This is a genomic window from uncultured Kordia sp., assembly GCF_947489565.1.
Classification (GTDB): domain Bacteria; phylum Bacteroidota; class Bacteroidia; order Flavobacteriales; family Flavobacteriaceae; genus Kordia.
This window is the reverse complement of the sequence record NZ_CANLEA010000014.1, coordinates 1-20037: the sequence shown is the minus strand read 5'-3', so window position 1 is coordinate 20037 and position 20037 is coordinate 1. Positions and strand designations below refer to the sequence as shown.

Below are 20037 nucleotides of genomic sequence, written 5' to 3'. Positions count from 1 at the left end.
TTATGAATCTGTTAAATAAGGTGTTACCGTAAAGGATTGTTGACTAAGGGACTTAATTTAATTGTATAATTTAAAATATATATACCATGAAAAAAAAGAATTTAAATTCATTATCGCTTAACAAAAAATCAATTTCTAATTTTAGCACACCAGCAATTAAAGGTGGAACATTTAACACAATTTCGTGTCAACCTATAGGAATTTGTGCAGAAACACAAGGATGTAATACTGATAATAATTGTCCTACTGATGGTTGTACCGTAGGTTGTAATCCAACAGCTGTGGGTTGTAATCCAAGCAATGGTTGTCCTACAATATCATGTGAGCCTGTAGGCATTTGTAAATAAAATAAATAAACATACATTATTTAGAAAAACGGACTTCGGTTCGTTTTTTTTGTAACTATAATGTATAATTGCAGAGAATTAATTAGTTACCTTCCTAGAAATACTTCCCGAATTAAAATTATATAGATTAGAATAAGAATCCGTACGTAAATAATCACAAAAGAGTCAATTTTTGTGAATAGCCTACAATACTGCATACACTTTACCTATTTACCTCAACAAAAACATTTTTCGCAAATAAAATTTAAGATAGATGTAGTTATTCTGTCATAAATAATATATTTTTATAATTGGTTAACCAGTTTGGTTTACCAATTAATCAAAAAATATATACATTCACTTTATGTTTTCAAAATTACACGTTTACGGATTTTTATTAAGTTTTATTTTTTTTGCTACCAACGTATCCGCTACAGAGTATACTGTGAGCTCTGCCAGCCAATTTAATGCGCTAAGTTTACAACCTTGTGATGTGGTTACATGGACTAACGGTACGTATACAGACCAAGAAATAACCTTTACAGGTATGGGACAATCTGGTAGTCCTATTGTGTTGAGAGCAGAAACTCCAGGCGGTGTAATTTTTACGGGTGAATCTAAATTAAATGTTTGGGGAGATTACCTTATTATTGATGGTTTTTATTGGAATGGCGGTATAGGTTTTAATAATCATGCGGAATTTAGAAGAAGTGGTTCAAACACAGATTTTGCAAATAATTGTATCATGCGTAATTGTGCTTTCAACGATTTGCAACCAGAAGATCCTGTTAATGAACCAGATGCTAAGAGTAGATGGGTAGTGCTTTACGGATCTAATAATACCGTAGAAAACTGTTCTTTTTTGAATAAGGATACTACAGGTGTGTGTATTTTGGTAGAATTACAATATCAGACTGGAACAGCAGCTCATACCATAAAGGATAATTATTTTTATAATGTAACAGCTAAAGATGGAAGGGTAAATTCTGGTGATTCTGAAGGAATTAGAATAGGAACCAGTTCCTACCAAACTACCAATGCTGCGGTGCTTGTAGAAAATAACTATTTTAAAGAAGTTGATGGCGAAAATGAAATTATTTCAAATAAAAGTCTTGGAAACATATATCGAAATAATACGTTTAGAAAATGTAGAGGCTCTCTCGTGCTAAGACATGGCGCACAAGCATTAGTGGAAGGCAATTATTTTATTGGAGAAAACAAAGCGAAATCAGGAGGAATACGCGTATCTGACCAAGATCATATTATAATTAATAATTATATGCAAGGTTTAGATAACGCATCTGATTCTTATAATAATGGAATTACGTTAATGGGCGGAAATACAGCTTCTGGAGGCACAAGTAACGGATATCAAAATGTGAGTAATGTTTTGATCGCTTTTAATACGATATATAATGCGGATGATCCTATATTTTTTAATAATCTACAAGGAAGTAATAATCCACAAGTAACACTCGCTAATAATTGTATTTACAGCACAAATGGCACATTGATTTCTGGTGCAATTGCAAGTATAGGAGGTGCAATGAATTATGTGGGTAATATTTTTGATGGTTCTCCGGTAGGTGTTACAGATCCTGGAATTACGGAAGCCAACGCAAATTTTGCCGCTTTTGGCGAAATCTTTAAGCCTACTATTTCTGGTCCAGTTGCCAACGCTGCAATAGGTACTTATAATGAAGTAGGAATAGATATTGAAGGTTATACAAGACCCACAACAGGAAAAGATGTCGGCGCTCATGAAGTTGATGGCAATACAGGAACCGCTACCAATTCAGCTCCTATAACCGATGCGGAAGTAGGCGAAGGTATTGGTGCATGTTATGTAAATGCTTTAGGAACAAGCTCATCGAGTGCTTGTTCAATAATTGATTATGGAACGGTTTGCGCTCCTATTCCAGTAACAAGTGTTGTTGTAAGTCCAGAAAATGGAGTATTAGCTATTGGTAATACCGTGCAATTGACCGCTATCATTTTACCGAGTGATGCAACGAATATTCAAGTTACATGGGCATCAGATAATGAATCGATTGCTACTGTTGATGGAAATGGTTTGGTGACAGCAGAGAGTGATGGAAATGCAATAATTACTGTGACAACTGTGGATGGTTTGTTTACAGACACAGCAAATATTGAAGTGTTGCCACCATTGACAGCACCAGATTGTGTTATGGGAACAAATCTTTCTTTATCAAGTTCTGTGGTTAGTTATACTGCACAACAAGCAGCCAATCCTGCAACGAATGTTATTGATGGAGATGCTGGCAATCGTTGGTCTGCCGAAAACTTTCCTCAATCTATGGTTATTGATTTGGGAGCAGGTTTTTATGTTAACGAAGTAAATCTATATCCATATCAAAATCGTGACTATCAATATAGAATAGAAGGATCTGAGACGTCTGCAACTTCTGGTTTTGTAACTTTAGTAGATAGAGAAGCCAATACTACCAGCGGATCAGTGATTAATGATACTTTTAATTTTGAGATAGTGAGATATATTCGCCTAACAATAACTGGAGCAGCTACGTATACTGGACCATGGGTTTCTATTTCTGATTTAGAAATTATTTGTGCAGGAGCAAACCTTTCTGTTGGTGAGAATGATCTTGATTTAGGAATTAAAATGTATCCAAATCCTTTTGAAAATGAAATCACTATTAATATTCCAAGCAATAAAGTTGAAACTATTGCTAAAATCAGACTTGTAGATGCTATGGGAAAAGTAATTGTTGAAAATGAAAATAGTGCTCAGATAATGTCATTAAAGTTTCGTGATTCTCTTTCAGGAGGACTCTATTTTATACAAATTTTAGATGTGAATAACCGTGTTTTAGATACGCGAAAAGTGATAAAAAAATAATTATTACAAGTATCTTTCTATGTATTTATAGATTGTTTGCTTTTATACCAAATTTATATAAAGACTCCGACACCTATGTGTTGGAGTTTTTAGTTTTTTTTATATGTTGTCAGACAACATTCACTTTTTAAAGAACGCTTTCCGAATTAGAATCACATAAATCACAATTGGAATCAATACACAAATAATCACGGAAGAAGCGACATAGTTACTTCTAACACCATTGAATAAGTTTAAGAAATCAACCGATTTTTGAAAAAGTCCATCACAGAAGTCCGTAAAGTTTGGAATGCAGAAAAGCGTTACCGCAACAAGCAAACTAAAGAGTAGCGTAAATAAGCGTCGCTGATATATTTTGTCGAGTAGGAGCATCCACGAAAGTGGAATAATGATAAACCATACAATGATATTGATTTCTTTATAAGTAAATCCTGTAGCTTCAGAAATTGCTATTAAAATCTTATATGTATAGTCAAAAATAGTATTCATAAGGTTTTTTACGAATGGAAAGCTTTCACTTTTCAGTGAGCTTAATTCTGATTACAATTTTAGAAAATCTATAATTGAATTTAGTTTCAAAAAAAAACTCCGAAACAAATGCTTCGGAGTTTTTACTATATTTTTAAAAGTTGATTACTCAACAATTAACTTCTTAGTTACGGTTCTTTCTTGATCTGTAACAGTGATTAAGTACATACCAGTACTTACATTCTTTAATGAAATGTTTTCATTGAATGTAGATGTAGCGTTATAATCTTTAGTATAGATCAATCTTCCAGAAATGTCATGAACATTTATGTTAATATCTTCACCAGAAGTAGAGTTAAATGATAATGAGAACTCTCCTTTGTTTGGATTTGGATATAATGCGAAGCTATCTAATTCAAACTCTTCGTTACTTAAGATAACTGTCGTTGTTGTTGTACAAAGTTCAATAGACCACTCGTTTACAGTTCCTGTATCTCCGTTGTAGAAATCAACAAATACTAAGTTCCAAACTCCAGAAGGATCATTTCCTGTGAAACCAGCCATTGAACTTGCAGGTGCATATGTTCCAGTAGTTGGAGAAGCACAAGTAATTGCAGGTTCACCATCTCTTAAGGTAACATCAATATTTCCATATTGTGCATCGTTACAAGTTCTTGCCCAGATATTTGAAAATCCACCTCCATTAGGAGCTTGTAATTGCATGATTAAATCTCCAATATAAGAGTGTGTTACATCTGCACTTACTCTAATATCACTAATAGCAGTGTTTTCAGTTACTGTTACAGGAACAAATACTGGAGTTCCTTGTGCATTTGGTCCAGCACCATCAGGAATTGCAGTTGAAATTGCACCCGTTGTATATGTATTACAATCTGTAGTTGTAGTTACCATAGCACCTACTGAGAATGATTTAGAAATTGTAAAGAAAATGTTTCCTACAGCTTCAATTTTAATTCTACAGTAAGGTTCAAAAATTACAGGGAATGTAATTGACTCAGAACCATCGTTAGCAGTATTTGCTGCTAATGTAGTTGGGAATGTTAATCCTCCATCTGTAGATAATAAGATATTTACATTTGAAGTGTTAATTCCGTTTGCAGTAGTTCCTGCTACATCCCAAGTAACTGTTGTTGTTGAGTTTGAAGTAAAACTTTCGTTTGTTGTATCTGGAGCAGTTATTCTAAATGGACCTGTATTAGCCAAAGTAACTGTCATGTCGTCTCTATTAGTTTGTCCACCATTTGGAGTTCCGTTATCTCTTACGGTTAATCCGAAATCCATGGTTCTAGCAACGTTAGGCATTACTTCCCAAGCTGGAGTTAAGTTTCCATCTAATATGTCTTCTAAACGTGGGAAAGTACGATCTCCTGTTGCTACTGGAGAGTATGATCTAAATTGAGGATCTGTTGTACTTGTTGTATTTGGTACACCAGCTACAAGTCCTACATCTACTTGTTCCCAGCAGTATGATAATGTAGTTCCGTCTGGATCAGTAGCTGATCCTGTTAATGTGAATGCAGTTCCGTAAGGAATTGTATAATCAGCACCTGCATTTACAGTTGGAGCTGTATTGCTATTTGCTGTATTTACTGAACATGTAGGAGCTTGATTTAATCTTGCCCACATATTGTCAATACTAATGGCATGGAAGTGATCGTCACTATTGTTTTGTACGTTGTCTGATCCACAAATTCCAGCGTATGCCATAATTGTTGTTCCACTTCCTGGCTCAACAGCAGTAGCTGCACTTCTGTTTCCACCAGAGCAGTTTCCTTGGCTACCGTTGAATGTATGTGGCGCTCCAAATTGATGTCCCATTTCGTGTGCTACGAAGTCAATATCAAAAGGATCACCTACAGGGTTTGGAGAACCTGTAACTCCAGCAGCTTTGTTATTTGTAAAGCAAATACCTCCTAAAGAAGCTAATCCGCCACCACCAGTAGTAAATACGTGACCAATGTCATAGTTTGCAGCACCAATGTTAGCATTTACAATAGCAACGTTTTGGTTGATTAACTGTCCAGCGTCACTATCAGTATATCCATCATTTTCAGCTAAGAAAATGATACTAGTATTGTCTACTAACGTCATTGTTAATGACATGTCTCTTTCAAAAATACCATTTACTCTAGTCATTGTTACGTTCATAGCAGCTAATACAGTCGCTCTTTTTACAGCATCTGTAGCTGTACCTTGTCCAGCAGCATTGATATGATAGTTTGCATATTCTTGTGTACAAGCTAATGCTAAACGGAACGTTCTTAATTGTCCGTCGTTTGCATTTTCAGTTTGGAAAGCACCTTCGTCAGAAGCAAATCTGTTTTCATCACCGTTATCGTCTACCATACATCCAATTCTGTCTTGAACATCACTGTAAAGATCAGCTTTCGCATACATTACATATGTGTTTAAGTCAGTAGTTAATGGATCAATGTACATAGTTTTACCGATAGCGTGTACAACTGCATGGAATCCAAAAATAGTAGTTGAGAAACGAATCACAGTTCCTGTGTTTTCTCTACTAATAGCTACATACGATTGAATGTCTGGGTGATTTGCAGCTAATGATGGTTCCATTACAGAAGCATTGTATACTTCGAAGTTTTCCATTTTTCCTTCTGCGCCTGGGAATTGCACTACGATTTCAGACTTGATATTTAAGTCTCTATCTGGAGCAGAAGCTAGGAGTTGTTTTAAAGAGTTTACATCTAATGTATATAAGTCATATACAACAGGTGTAGAAGCTCTTTCTAGTAATTCTTCCGGTTGGAAGTCAGTTTTGTTTGATTGTTGCCAAAATAATTTTCCTTGCGAAAATCCTAATATTGGTAACAGCATCAATATTAAAAAGTAATTCTTTCTCATAATGATAATTAGATTATAGAAGTTTTTAGTTTAATAAAAGTGCGCTAAAGTTAACTCTTTTTTTTAATATGTTAAGAAAGATTTAACAATAAAGAGAAAAGTATGTTGAAATTTAACAAGTTCGCTATTTATTTTAATTCCAAGCTTTGATGTTGTCAAGTTTTACATCAAGAATTAATAATGTATGTAATTCTGAAAGTTGAATGCCAGTATCTGTAGTTTTCCAATGATCCCAAGAAGCATACAATCCACCAATTGGAAGAATAGCTACCCACATTTGATATCCTTTAGGACGCCCATTTTCATCCAGAAACCATAAATATGAATCGCCCGGTGTTGTTCCGCCAGAATTGTAAGTCACTAATAATCCTTTTTCGCCAGATTTATTGGTAGCAATACTTCGTGTTACGCCTTCATCAAATACTTTGTAAGGCGCCACTAACCAAAATGAATCATTATTAAAGAAAGCAAGCGCTTTTTTGATATAATCGGATTGCTCTTCTCCAGTTATTTTTTTATCATCAACAGTTACAGTACTTGTATTTGGCGTTTTTAAATTGAGATTCACTTTTATATGGCTCCAAGAAACGTCTACTTTATATTGATCTTTATCCCAAACATAATGATGATTTCCACGGAATGTCCAGCTTAAATATCGAGTGTTTTGATACGCATCATGATTTAAAGCAGCTAACATTTTAGTCGCCATCGCGTTAGCTTCTGCGCCTTCTGTACCTTTAGGTAAAGGTTCGTTGTATGTAAAATAAACAATGGCGAATAGTATTAAAACGATTCCAACAATTCCTAAGACAATTTTTCCTAGGATTTTTAGTAGTTTCTTCATGAAAAGGGTTTAGGTCGGTTTTTTAGTGAGATTAGTCTTTAAATCTTCTCAAATCACTACTTTCAAAAGTCCATTCAGGTGTACGTAATGTACCTTCTTTGGCTTTATACCATGGACTTAGTTTAGTATTTTGAGTATTGACTAAAATTTGAGTTTCTTGCGCAGGCATATAACTTTGCGCAATCATAAATATTTTTTCGCCTTGTTCGTTCTTGGCAACATCTACCACAATAACTGCATGTCCGTAAGGATTTCCTTGCTGAATAAATACATCGCCAACTTGAATGTCTTGTATATTATTGACTTTCGAAAGTTCTTTGCGTAAAGAAGCAGTGTTTGCATATGCGAAGATATAATTCATATAACGTCTAAACTTTTTATAAGAATGATCACCTTTTGCGTATTTTTTGAAATATCTTGGTTTCCCATCAGATAAGAAGTTAAAATGGATGTCTTGCAAACGTTTTTGTTCAAATAAAAACTCACCACGCAATCGCATTACGGCATCAGCGCATTGTTGCAAGTCGCGTGTACCAATTTCCATATCTACTACAGAAATATATACATTATCATTGTATTTTTCGCGGCCGTCAAAGTATTTTACTTTACTATTGAAAGGTTTTAGTGGTAATTTTCGCAAGTACGATCCGAAGTCCGTTTTAGCTAGCGCAACTCTCGTGTAGTTTTTTGGCGTATGAAAGCGTTCTTGAATAGTTTTCCCTTTCGGATTGATCAAACTTTCTTCAATTTCTTTTTCAGTTTCTTGCTGTAATGCAATTTCTTTCGTTTGTACTGAAGTTTGTTTTTGTTCATTCGCGCATGCGAAACAGATCAAACCAATAAATAGAAAAAATGCAATATTTTTTGAAGTATGTGTTGTTAGATTTCGCATAGGATGTTATTTTTACTTTCAAGTATTAAATTTACAAATTATAGGAATAGGATTAACAGTAAACAATAACAATACCAAAAAAATATATGAACATTTTAGGAATAAGTTCCCGAATCAAACATCCAACATATGGATTGGGCGTTGTAACCAATGTAACTTCTAAACATTATTGGGTTACTTTTATCGAAAACGGATTGGAAACCATTGATATTGATAGCGATTTTGAAGTGATTGATGCCGTTGAAGATGAAGTAGATACCGTGAGTTTTTATGAAGTAGAAACCATTTTACGTAACATGCTTAAAAAATGGTCAGATGTTTCTGAAGTTGTCCCAATTGCGGATAAGTGGAAAGGAGGAAAGCTGATTTTAGAACCAGGCGATACCAATTTGAAGAGCAAAGAACTTCCTATTGATGGTTTCTTTCATAAAATTGTCATGGTGCGCGACCGAATTCGTGTGATGGAGCAAAAAATCAATTCGAGCAATTTGGAAGAACAAGAAAAAATAGATTTACAACAATATATTACACGTATGTACGGAAGTTTAACAACGTTTAATGTATTGTTTAAGAACAAATCACAGCAATTTGTAGGTTCTAGAACGAAATAATTTAGACTTACTTAGATTGTTAGATCTTTAGACTTGTTTAGATTATTAGATCTTTGGACTTTTATAGATATAAAAAAGGGAACGACTTTTAGTAAAATCGTTCCCTTTATAGTAACTAACTAACACCAATTATGGCATCACAACGCTTTCAATAACGTGGATTACACCATTGCTTCCCATCACATCTGTTTTTGAGATTTTGCTATAATTTCCGTTCGCGTCTTTCAACCAAATACCTTTGTCGTTTTGTACAACAGTTATTTTGCTTCCGCTAAGTGTTGTCAACGTTACTTTTCCTTTTCCCTTTTTCAAAGCAGCAACTACATCCTTTGCAGTTAATTTTCCCTTGATCACGTGGTATGTTAAAATACTAGTTAATTTGCCCTTATTTTCAGGCTTTAATAATGCGCCTAATGTATTTGCGTCAATTTTTGCAAAAGCATCATTTGTTGGAGCAAACACCGTAAATGGCCCATCACTTTTCAATGCTTCTACTAATCCAGCAGCTTTTACAGCAGTTACTAGAGTTGAAAAACTTTTGCTCGAGGCAGCAATATCTACAATGTCTTTACTTTGTGCATTTGAGTTTATTGTAAATAAGAATAAAGCTGCGGTTGTGATAGTTAGGATTAATTTTTTCATAATAATTTTTTTTAGTTTTTAAATTTTTAATTCTTTTTCTGATTTTCTAAGCGCTTTCAATTTTATATACACAAGTTTTTAGCGTTTGGATGAGCTAGGTCGATTTTTTTTTTAAATTTGATAAGATTTATCTCAAAAGTGAGCAACGATACCATATATATAGAACGGTTTCAAAATCGTGACGAAAACGCGCTCTCCAAGCTATACGACAAGTATTCTGGAGCTATTTATGGTGTTATTTTGCGAATGTGTAGAAATGAAGAAGCTGCGCAGGAAATTTTGCAAGAAACTTTTATGAAAGCCTGGGATAAGTCACATTTGTATGATGCATCTAAAGGAAAATTTTATACTTGGCTGTATAGAATTGCTAGAAATACAACGTTAAATTTTCTAAGAAAAGATGAAAAACTCATCCAAACAGAAGATTTAAGTGTATATAAAGATGAAGGAGAAGAAGAAGGTGAAACTTCTTATGTAGAATTGAAAGGAGCATTGGCAAAATTAGATGCGCATCATCAAAAAGCACTAAAGTTACTATACTTTAATGGTCTCACACACAGAGAAGCACATGAAGAAATGGGCGTTCCTTTAGGAACATTTAAATCGTATGTGAGACAAGCGATACTAAAGCTACGTGATGTATATACAAAAGAATTGCTAATTTTAATCTGTATCCTAGAACTGTTGATATGAAAGATAGAAAGACTATCATAGAAAGCGGAATGTTAGAAATGTACTTGCTAGGCTTATTGCCTGATGAGCAAGTAACTTCGCTTGAAAAAATGTTAGCAGAAGATGAAGTTCTAGCGCAAAAATATGCTGAAATAGAGCAAGATTTTGAAAATGTATCGCTAGAAAACGCCATACAACCACCAGATTTTATCAAAGAAGACTTATTTGCTGGTATTCGAGAAGATTATTCAGAAGTAAGAACGCTTCCAAGAGAAGATGCATCAAACGAAAAACCTGTAAAAAAATCGCAAACCTTCATGTGGATTGCTGCAAGTTTAGCAGCATTATTCTTAGTAAGCTCACTTTGGATGTTTTTACAATGGGATACTACCAAAACAGATTTACAAGTCACACAGCAAGAATTAAACACTATCAAATCGCAAATAGAAAACTTGCAAGGAGCATTAAAAGATTCTCAATTGCTTGCCGATGTTGTAAAAGATCCTAATACGCTTCAATATGCACTCAAAGGAAATGACAAAATTCCTGGCGGATTTGCAACGGCATATATCAATCATGAAGAAAAATCAGCTATTGTAAACGTTCAGAAACTTCCAGCATTGCCCGAAGACAAAACCTATCAAATGTGGGGAGATGTTGATGGCGAAATGATCAATATGGGCGTGATTGATAAAAGTAAAGATGTTGTGATATTGCAATATATCGATGAAGCTACTTCACTTAATATTACGATTGAACCAGCTGGAGGAAGTGATCATGCAACCGTATCGCAGTTAGTGACTAATGTCTATCTGTAGTGATTCACTACGTTTTTTATAAATTTCGATTACATTCTAGTAAAACTTTTCAGATTCTAAATACAGAAAAGAAATTCTATCTTATCTTTATCACAAACCAATAAAGAAATAACATTAAAACCATGAAATTAAAATTACCATTATATTTTTTTCTGCTATTTTTTTCAATAAGCCTTGCGAATACAATTGACAGTTTAAAAGAATACAAAACTACAGCTGACAAAGAAAATTTAGTAATGTCTACCGTTAGTATTGAAAACGTAACTGTATTTGAGTCTGATGCTTCTGCTGTTGTTCAAATAACTTTGGATGTTCCAGATACTGTTGATACAGTCATAAATATTAGCACAATGGATAATACCGCAGTAAGTCCAAACGATTATACAGCTATAGCTAGCACAGTAACTATTCCAGCTGGACAAACAAGCATAGACATATCAGCATCAATTATAGATGATATTTTGGTTGAAACAACGGAATACTTTAATATACAAGGAACTGTAACTAGCGGAAATACAAGCAATACCAATATCAGTTCAGAAATAACGATTATTGACCAAGATGATTCATATATGAGTATAAGTAATGAAACAGTCAATGAAAGTGATGGAACAGCATTTGTATCAATCAGTATTGATAGCCCAAGTAGTTCAAATATAGTAATATCAATTACAACGGTTGATAACTCAGCAATAGATCCAAATGATTATACAGCGACTACAGCTACAGCAACCATACCAGCAGGACAACTTAGTGTAGATGTAGGGATTCCAATTTTGGATGACTTCACAGGAGAACCAACAGAAGATTTTACGGTTAATGCAACTGTAACGAGCGGAAATATAGCGAACTCTAATGATAGCGCAACCGTAACAATAATTGACGATGATACACCAGCAATGACAATGACAGATGCGTCTGTAAATGAAGATGCAGGTACTGCAACAATAACTATAAACTTAACGAATCCAAGTTCTGTAGATACAATAATAAATATAAATACCGTAAGTGATACAGCAAATTCTCCAAACGATTACACAAGTATAATTAGCACAGCTACAATAGCAGCCGGAGATATTAGTGCAGATGTAGGTATTGTAATTATAGATGATGCTATTGATGAAGATACTGAGACTTTTTCTTTAACAGGAGTTGTAATTACAGGCAATACATCCAATTCTAGTGATTCAGGGACAATAACAATTAACGATAACGACGATTGTACTACAAACCCATTGGCTGACTGTGATGGCGATGGTGTAACAAATCAAGATGAATCAAATCCACCAAATGGACTTCCGCCAACAGATCCAGAAAATCCATGCGATTTAAATGTGAGTGATATAACTTTACCACAAACAGGAGATTACCTATTTTCAGATTGTGATGGTGATGGTGTGACGAGCGAAGATGAGCTAAATCCACCAAATGGACTTCCACCAACAGATCCATTTGAACCTTGTGATTTCAATCCAAGTGATGTTACTGTTCAGCAATCAGGAGAGTACTTCATCGCAGATTGTGATGGTGATGGAGTTGTAAATTATGATGAATTAAACCCACCAAATGGAGGAACACCAACAGATGTATTAAATCCATGTGATTTTAATGTAGATGATATTAGTGTTCAACCATCAGGAGATTACTTCACGGTAGATTGTGATGGCGATGGTGTAATCAATGGAGATGAGCTAAATCCGCCAAATGGAGGAATGTCAACAAATCCAAACGATCTATGTGATTTTAATTCAGACGATATTACAGTAGAAGTAAGCGAAGAATATTTAATGGATGATTGTGATAATGATGGAACTATAAATGCATTAGATTGTGATCCTTTCGATGATTCAATTACAGATGGAATGGGTGATGCTTGTGATGATGGAGACTCTTCGACAACATCAGATTTTATCGATGAAAACTGTAACTGTATAGGATTAGCAACAAGCGATGTTGACGGAGATGGTATTTCTAATCAACAAGAAGTAATAGATGGTACAGATTATAATAATCCGTGTGATCCTGTGCAAGCTGTCGGTTATACCTCATATGATGCTGATAATTCAGTATGGCAAGCCGGCAATTGTGATAATGATGATCTAAACAATGCGTTGGAAGTTATATTAGGATCAGATCCGTATGATACAAACTATAATAGCATACAAGGAATCACTACACATGATGTAAATAATGATGGTTGTACTAATGGAACTGATGATATTGTACTTCCTAATACACGCATCAATATAAATAACGGAACAACTACGGAAGCTGTTTTTACAAATAATGCCGGTGAGTATGTATATTATGCAACTACAGGAAACTATACCATAACGCCCAATTTAGAAAACCCAACATTCTTTAATGTAAGTCCCGTAAGTGCAAGTACAAACTTTGCAAGCACAAACAATAGTGTATTTAATCAAGATTTTTGCATTACTAGCAATGGTGTCAACCCAGACGTAGAAGTAGTAATAGCTCCAATTGAATTTGCACGCCCAGGATTTGATGCAGAATATGTATTAACATACAGAAACAAAGGAAATCAACTAATGTCAGGAACAATAAATTTCATGTATGATGATACTGTTTTAGATTTTGTAAGTAGTACGGAAATGACAAGCTCGCAAACCACAGGAATATTAAACTGGAATTACACAGATTTGGCGCCTTTTGAAAGTAGAAGTATCAACATCATTTTAAATGTAAATGGTCCTACGGAATCTCCAGCTGTATTTAACGGAGACCAATTAGAATATACAGCAACAATCACTCCAGTTGCAGGAGATGTATTGCCAGATGATAATCAATTTATCTATGAGCAAACGGTAGTTGGTTCGTATGATCCAAATGATATTACATGTTTAGAAGGAAGCATTGTAAATCCTACCGAAATAGGGGAATATTTACACTACGTTATCAATTTTGAAAATACAGGTACATTCTTTGCAGAAAATATTGTTGTTGAAATGGACATTGATCCAGTTCAGTTTGATATCAACACACTCCGATTATTGAGTAGTTCTCACGATGCAAGTATAGTTATTAATGGAGCGACAATTCGTTTCATCTTTCAAAACATCTTTTTGCCAGTGGACGGACATGGAAATCTTCTGTTAAAAATAAAATCGCAAAATACATTGGTTGAAAATGATATGGTAAGTAACGATGCGCGTATTTTCTTTGATTACAACTTTCCTATACAAACAAACGATGCAGAAACAACCTATGCTATACTAAGCACAGAACAATTTGAAGAAGATCGTAGCATTACCATCTATCCAAATCCTACAAGAGATAACATATTCATTGAAGGAAATAGTGCGATTAAAAGTATTGAAATCTATGATATACAAGGCAGCATGTTGATGCAAGAAAGCTACAATTCAAAAAATATAAACCTGAACATGTCAAATCAAGCTGCAGGGATTTATTTTATCAAAATTAAGACTGATAAAGGTGTAAAAACTGAAAAAGTGGTCAAAATGTAAGATCATTTTACATATAGATCATCTAAAAAAAGATCAACCATTGGTTGATCTTTTTTTATGAAGTTTTTTGAATCTACGAATAAAGTGCAAATTTATGCTTACAAAACGAAGTAAATGTATGAGGTGTTACCTTCGATTATTTGGTTAAGTGCAATTCATCGATTTTATTAACTAATCTAGTTGTATACTATTCTTTCTATATAAGTTTTTTATATATTTTAAATAGATAAAGTAACTAACACAAATTTTCCCTTATGAATGAAACTCAGTCTTACGATTTTCAATCGTACATCCCTAATTCACTTATTGAAGATGATAATGCCTTTAAGAAAATTAAAGCATATGCAAATACAAATCATGAAATAGCTGTGCAATGTTGTAATTATCTACATGCTAGAAATTACAACAGATTAAGATTCAAATACCATAAAACAAAAGAAGAAACAGAAATAGCTCTTAAAAAATACAAAGAAGCTTTAGTAGACATCTATAAACAAGATTTTTTATTATATCAAAAACTAGAGGAATTAAAGGATACTAAATACCTAGAAAAATGGAAAAAAATACAAGTAGAGAATTATTACTTTCTCTTTAATTATTCGTCAGATATAAAAGTAGAAACTACAAAGCAAATAAAAACCTTATTACAGCGTCAATTTTATTTTGATGACATAAAAGAATTATCATCAAAAACGCTTGTTGCTGAATTTGAACACATTCTTCAAAACAGACGCAACTCATTTTCAAAACTTTTTAATATTAATGTCGAAGTAGATTTTGACTTTACAAAAGCATCCTTTGAAAAAATAGACAAAAAACATACTATTTTTTTTAATCACATCAAACGTATGTTTCTTGAACGGAAAGCATTTTTTCTATCAATATTAGAAACAAACTTTATTAAAATTGAAAGTTTTTTAAAAATAATTGAAAGTTTTGAAAAAGGTAAAGATGGAAAAATGAAGTCTATATCCAAATACACAGAATATGATTTCAGAAAAGATTTAGAACAATATGTAGACGCCTTAAATAATTCGTATGATTTTATCTTTTTCAATAAACCTCAAGAACCCCAAAAAAAATCATTACAAAATGAACTTAACGCGCAGTCAGAAGATGAAAAATTAATTGATGATTTATTAGAAACAATAGAAAATCTTAACAAAGATTTCAAATCTAAATCAGAAGCAAATATTCTTAAAAAACTTGATAAAATCCATGAGAAAGTTATAGAAGTAAAAAAAGAAGAAGCAAAAACATTTTATAAAGATTACTTTCAAAAAGGAAAATTTAGCACTTTAAAACCCGAAGAAAAAAGAGAATTTGTCTATGATAAAGTCATAGCATTAGGAAACATTGTAGCCAACGATATTGGAAGTGGACTTGTAGATGTATTTACCTCAAAAGACAGAGTGAAAGCTGCTGAAAAACTCGCAGAAAAACTTGTAACAGATATTTTTCCAGTAGCTGTGGAAGCTCTAGGAATTGTATTTGGAGGTCCGTTATTAGGCTCATTTTTGCAAGGACTTACTGGATCTATTTTAGGCGCGATGTTCGGGAAACCGCCAAGCCCTTTTGATGTCTTAAGAGATGATATTGAACATATAGATCATCACATAGAAATTTTACAAAATATTGTAGTGAAAGGCTTTACGAAAGTATTGGAGGATACAAGTTTAATTATTCGTAAGGAAAATGAAATTGAAGAATTAATTACTGGACTACAAGAAAAAATAGAAGATGAATTTAAGAACCTACAGGAGTTTATAATAAAACATGACGAAGAAGATAAAGTAAAGATAGCATGTACAGACATCATTAATTCTATAACTGCACTAAACAACAGTTATAATAAAATGATTACTGATGAAGGAACTACTCAAGAAGTATATGTTGGCGGAAATGAAGTCGTAAATAATTTACGTAAAATGATGAATTATTTCATTTGTGGAAATTCCGATGTTAGTACTTATGACTTTACAAAACCAGACTATAGTTGGTTAGAATCAATTTCAGCAAAATCACCTTTTTACAGGCTAATAAATGATAGTACTGATAACTTTGGAAAAACTACGGCTTCTGTTATTAAATTGTTCAATGTAGCAGATAGCACACTAAATCTATATGCTCAGTACAGGAAATTACATTTTGCAAACAATGCTATTATTGGCTTCATAAAAACAAGTTCTCCTACAACAAAAGAAAAAAAGGGCTATACGTTTGAGACTGTTTTAATGGACCTTTTTGGAATGCAACAAGCTAATAATGATGGTTTAATAGTAGCTTTGCAAATGCATGTAAAACTATTACAAAAGTCTGTAATTGGTAAAAATAACTTAGAAATATATGCTAAGTATGTAAACACATCTCGAAGCGAGAATCTTACTTTCCTAGATACTTTTACGTTGGCAGAAGTAGAACCAGATGCAAAAGGCAAGTTAAAATTAAAATTTCAAGATAAAGCAAAACATATTCCAGCATGGATTTATTTTGATGAAGAAGAACGATTTAGAGACAACAAAAAAGAGGAGTTATTCAGTCAATACTTTGCAGTAAATCTCGGGAAAGACAAACTTATTAATTATGATAAACAATCGCGTGGAAACGTTTTATTACCTGTGTTAGATCAAGTAGTATTTAAATTAAATTTTAATGATACCATAAGTTTAATTGACAAAGATGGTGAAAATAAAGTAGCGCGTTCAGTTCCGTATGATTATTATTATATAGACGAAAATTCTAAAGAGAAAAATTATATTTTTAAGGATGAATTAGAATTTTTATTCACCGATGTTGAAGGCTTTAATGATGGGAAGGAGAAAACATACAACTATAATAATGACAAATTTAAAATTCATACAGAAGTACATGACAATTTTGGAAAATATACATTTATGTTAAAAATTAATGATACAACATTAAAATTTAACCAAACTATATGGAGACTTCACAGAAACGAAAATGATTTTGATTATAAAATTCAACGCAGAGAAGGCAATAAATTTTTTGCAACCGCTTATGTATATAAATGGCCAGATTATATAGGGAAAATAGATAAGCCAGCGTATGATTTGGATAATTTTCTAAAAATTAATCATAAAATAAAAGATAATTCTTTCGAAATTGGTGATGAAGTCTATTCTCCGAATGGAGAGTATAAATTACATTACGCAAATGATGATTTGGTTGTTGAAAACGTCAAAACTAAAGAAATAACATGGCGTTTAGGGTTATTCGCTAGTGTAGACAAGAAAAAACATAAAAATGTAAAAGCTAGGCTTTACTTAGAAGAAAAAGTATTAAAGTTTGAGTATTGTTCGGATACTAAAAATCCTGAATATGCAGATAATTTTTCATGCGAATTCCCTCAAAAAAGGATGGTTAAACTATGGCTTGATGATAATGGCTCAATACAAATACTTCAAAAACCAAAAAGTAAAAAACAAACAACTAAAACAGAAGGAAAGATAAAATATGAAAAAAGGCGTTTAATTCATAGAATATTAAAAGAAGGCGATTATTTATCAGAAGAAGAATATTTATACGGTTATAATTTAAAAGTATCGTATCCAAGACATTTATTATTACAAAACGATGGTAATTTAATCATAAATGATAAAGTGCCAGGTAGTACAGGTATTACGAAGGCTTGGGATGCAAATCTTAAAAGTGAGCATGACGGAATTTTCAAATTGTGTATTCAACAAAATAGGCTAGTCCGTAAAAATGAAAATAAAAAAGACGATAATTTTGTATTTACACAGCGTTATGTAGAAGACTTATATTTGGACTCTGTTTATAACTTTCCATATATAAACTCAGAAACAACTAAAGATTACAACAGAAGATTATTTTTATATACTCTTCATGAAAAAGATGTTTTATATGAAGGTGAATATATATTGTCACCCAATAAAGAACACTACTTTAAAATTTTGCCAAAAGGAGAAATGGAATGTAAATATGGGGAAAACGATTCTAATATATGGACTTCCGGCGGAAACCTTGAAGAAAAAGATTTAGAATTTAAAAATTATTCAGCTTATTATGAAGTAGGGACAAGTGGAGAATATACAGGGAAAACATTTCAATTTTATAGTAGAAATTATGGTGGTTCTATAATAGATAATAATCAAAGAGGTTTTTATTTGAGACATAAAGAACACAATTTATACAGTAGCATAAAACATGCAAGAGCAAATGATGACATTAGAAAAGTTTTTTCTAGAATAGAAATGTTATACATGATGGACGATGGAAAATTAGTTGGGGCTGTAACTAAAGTGACAGAAAATAAAGAGACGGAAACCAAATACTTTGATTTAGGACTCAAAAGTTCTCATTCAAAGCATAGTGCACCCGAAGTAACTATTAGTGAACACGATTGGTTAAACGGTCCAAAAAATTAAATATAACCGATTTAGAAAAAGCATCAGTAAGCTATAAACTTACGGATGCTTTTTTATTTGTAAATTGAGTATTTAGGATTGAAAACAAGAAACAAGCTAAAACAATTCAACATTCAGCATTTAAAATTTAAAACTCAAACAATCCTTCGAATCGCTTCCCGTTCACTCAATTCTTTCAGTGTAACAGATTTCACAAAGTTCAATACAGCTTCAGGCTGAACTTTTCCATATTCACGCAATGCCCAACCAATCGCTTTTTGAATGAAGAATTCCTCAGATTCTTTATGTAAAGTACATTGTTTGAATAATTCCGCTTCATCTGTATCATTCTTATAACTCAATTGGTATAAAATCGCAGAACGATTCAGCCACATATTATCACTTTCGGAATAATAATCAAGCATTTTGCGTTTCTGTTCAGGAAATTGAAGCAGATACTTTCCAAATACATGTTTTGCTAAAAAATCAACGCTGTCCCACCAAGAATGTGTCGTAATCATGCGTGTAAAAAAACGCCCATCCGTTTGCTCATACTTTTTATTCAGAAACTTTTGGTACAATTCCATCGCAGTATAATGATATTCACGTTGTGGCAAATTATACAATTTGGTCACGACATCACGAATGTTTTTTTGAAGAAAAGGCTTGTATTCAGCGACTAACTCTTTGGTCAATTGCTTCCGTAAAGGTGCTTTAATCCCATGAAAATGAAATAAATTACGCATATACTCTTGCATTTGCAACTGATTCTCCGCATTGGCATTAGCTTCAAAAGCTTTTTGTAGTTTCTGTATGAATTCCATTATTTGATTTCAAATTAACGATTTTTTAGATTTTGATATGTTGTAACCGTTAGATCGAGTGGCGAATCTATGATTCGTTGTATCGAGATCAGCTATGAAGTTTATTAGTTTTGCAATTTAATATTTAGAGTTTCAAAGTACTTCTCGATACTATTTTTCTTTGAAAAATCACTCGAAGTGACGTTGTATAAGATCAAAAAAAGTAACTTTCATTAAACATTAAACATTAAACATTAAACATTAAACATTAAACATTAAACATTAAACATTAAACATTAAACATTAAACATTAAA

13 protein-coding genes are annotated in these 20037 nt (G+C 32.9%); 7 read left to right on the top strand and 6 right to left on the bottom strand.

The window, feature by feature from the left end:
• Positions 1 to 86: 86 nt before the first annotated feature.
• Positions 87 to 347, top strand: a complete 261-nt coding sequence (locus Q0845_RS18355) for a hypothetical protein (RefSeq protein ID WP_298516340.1) — start codon at positions 87 to 89, stop codon at positions 345 to 347.
• 343 nt (positions 348 to 690) lie between these two features.
• Positions 691 to 3207 (top strand): chondroitinase-B domain-containing protein, encoded by a 2517-nt coding sequence (locus Q0845_RS18350; protein ID WP_298516338.1) that lies wholly within the window; start codon positions 691 to 693, stop codon positions 3205 to 3207.
• A 120-nt stretch (positions 3208 to 3327) separates the two neighbouring features.
• Here Q0845_RS18350 and Q0845_RS18345 read toward each other — a convergent pair whose 3' ends face one another.
• The 4 genes from Q0845_RS18345 to Q0845_RS18330 form a co-directional block, all read right to left on the bottom strand.
• Positions 3328 to 3696, bottom strand: coding sequence for a hypothetical protein (locus tag Q0845_RS18345; protein WP_298516337.1), 369 nt, complete (start codon positions 3694 to 3696; stop codon positions 3328 to 3330).
• Positions 3697 to 3840: 144 nt separating this feature from the next.
• Positions 3841 to 6561, bottom strand: coding sequence for a zinc-dependent metalloprotease family protein (locus Q0845_RS18340; RefSeq protein ID WP_298516335.1), 2721 nt, complete (start codon positions 6559 to 6561; stop codon positions 3841 to 3843).
• A gap of 133 nt (positions 6562 to 6694) precedes the next feature.
• A complete protein-coding gene (locus Q0845_RS18335) occupies positions 6695 to 7405 on the bottom strand; it encodes a hypothetical protein (RefSeq protein ID WP_298516333.1) in 711 nt (236 codons plus the stop codon).
• Between the two features lie 31 nt (positions 7406 to 7436).
• Positions 7437 to 8297, bottom strand: coding sequence for a DUF4846 domain-containing protein (locus Q0845_RS18330; protein WP_298516332.1), 861 nt, complete (start codon positions 8295 to 8297; stop codon positions 7437 to 7439).
• Positions 8298 to 8383: 86 nt separating this feature from the next.
• Here Q0845_RS18330 and Q0845_RS18325 point away from each other — a divergent pair, with 86 nt between their 5' ends.
• Entirely contained in the window at positions 8384 to 8908 is a 525-nt protein-coding gene (locus Q0845_RS18325; RefSeq protein WP_298516330.1) for a hypothetical protein, read from the top strand.
• A 129-nt stretch (positions 8909 to 9037) separates the two neighbouring features.
• Here the strand turns inward: Q0845_RS18325 and Q0845_RS18320 are convergent, their stop codons facing one another.
• Positions 9038 to 9550: a fasciclin domain-containing protein gene (locus Q0845_RS18320; protein ID WP_298516328.1), complete on the bottom strand. Its 513-nt coding sequence runs from the start codon at positions 9548 to 9550 to the stop codon at positions 9038 to 9040.
• A 138-nt stretch (positions 9551 to 9688) separates the two neighbouring features.
• Between Q0845_RS18320 and Q0845_RS18315 the strand changes: the two genes are divergently transcribed.
• The 4 genes from Q0845_RS18315 (at position 9689) to Q0845_RS18300 (ending at position 18940) form a co-directional block, all read left to right on the top strand.
• Entirely contained in the window at positions 9689 to 10243 is a 555-nt protein-coding gene (locus tag Q0845_RS18315; RefSeq protein WP_298516326.1) for a sigma-70 family RNA polymerase sigma factor, read from the top strand.
• Complete coding sequence (locus Q0845_RS18310; RefSeq protein ID WP_298516324.1) at positions 10240 to 11040, top strand: anti-sigma factor; 801 nt, start codon at positions 10240 to 10242, stop codon at positions 11038 to 11040. Before Q0845_RS18315 ends, Q0845_RS18310 begins: the two co-directional genes overlap by 4 nt.
• Positions 11041 to 11162: 122 nt before the next feature.
• Positions 11163 to 14531 (top strand): Calx-beta domain-containing protein, encoded by a 3369-nt coding sequence (locus tag Q0845_RS18305; protein WP_298516322.1) that lies wholly within the window; start codon positions 11163 to 11165, stop codon positions 14529 to 14531.
• A gap of 254 nt (positions 14532 to 14785) precedes the next feature.
• Complete coding sequence (locus tag Q0845_RS18300; RefSeq protein ID WP_298516320.1) at positions 14786 to 18940, top strand: hypothetical protein; 4155 nt, start codon at positions 14786 to 14788, stop codon at positions 18938 to 18940.
• Between the two features lie 134 nt (positions 18941 to 19074).
• Here the strand turns inward: Q0845_RS18300 and Q0845_RS18295 are convergent, their stop codons facing one another.
• On the bottom strand, positions 19075 to 19743 hold the full coding sequence (locus tag Q0845_RS18295; protein ID WP_298516318.1) for a DNA alkylation repair protein: 669 nt from the start codon (positions 19741 to 19743) through the stop codon (positions 19075 to 19077).
• Between the last annotated feature and the right edge of the window lie 294 nt (positions 19744 to 20037).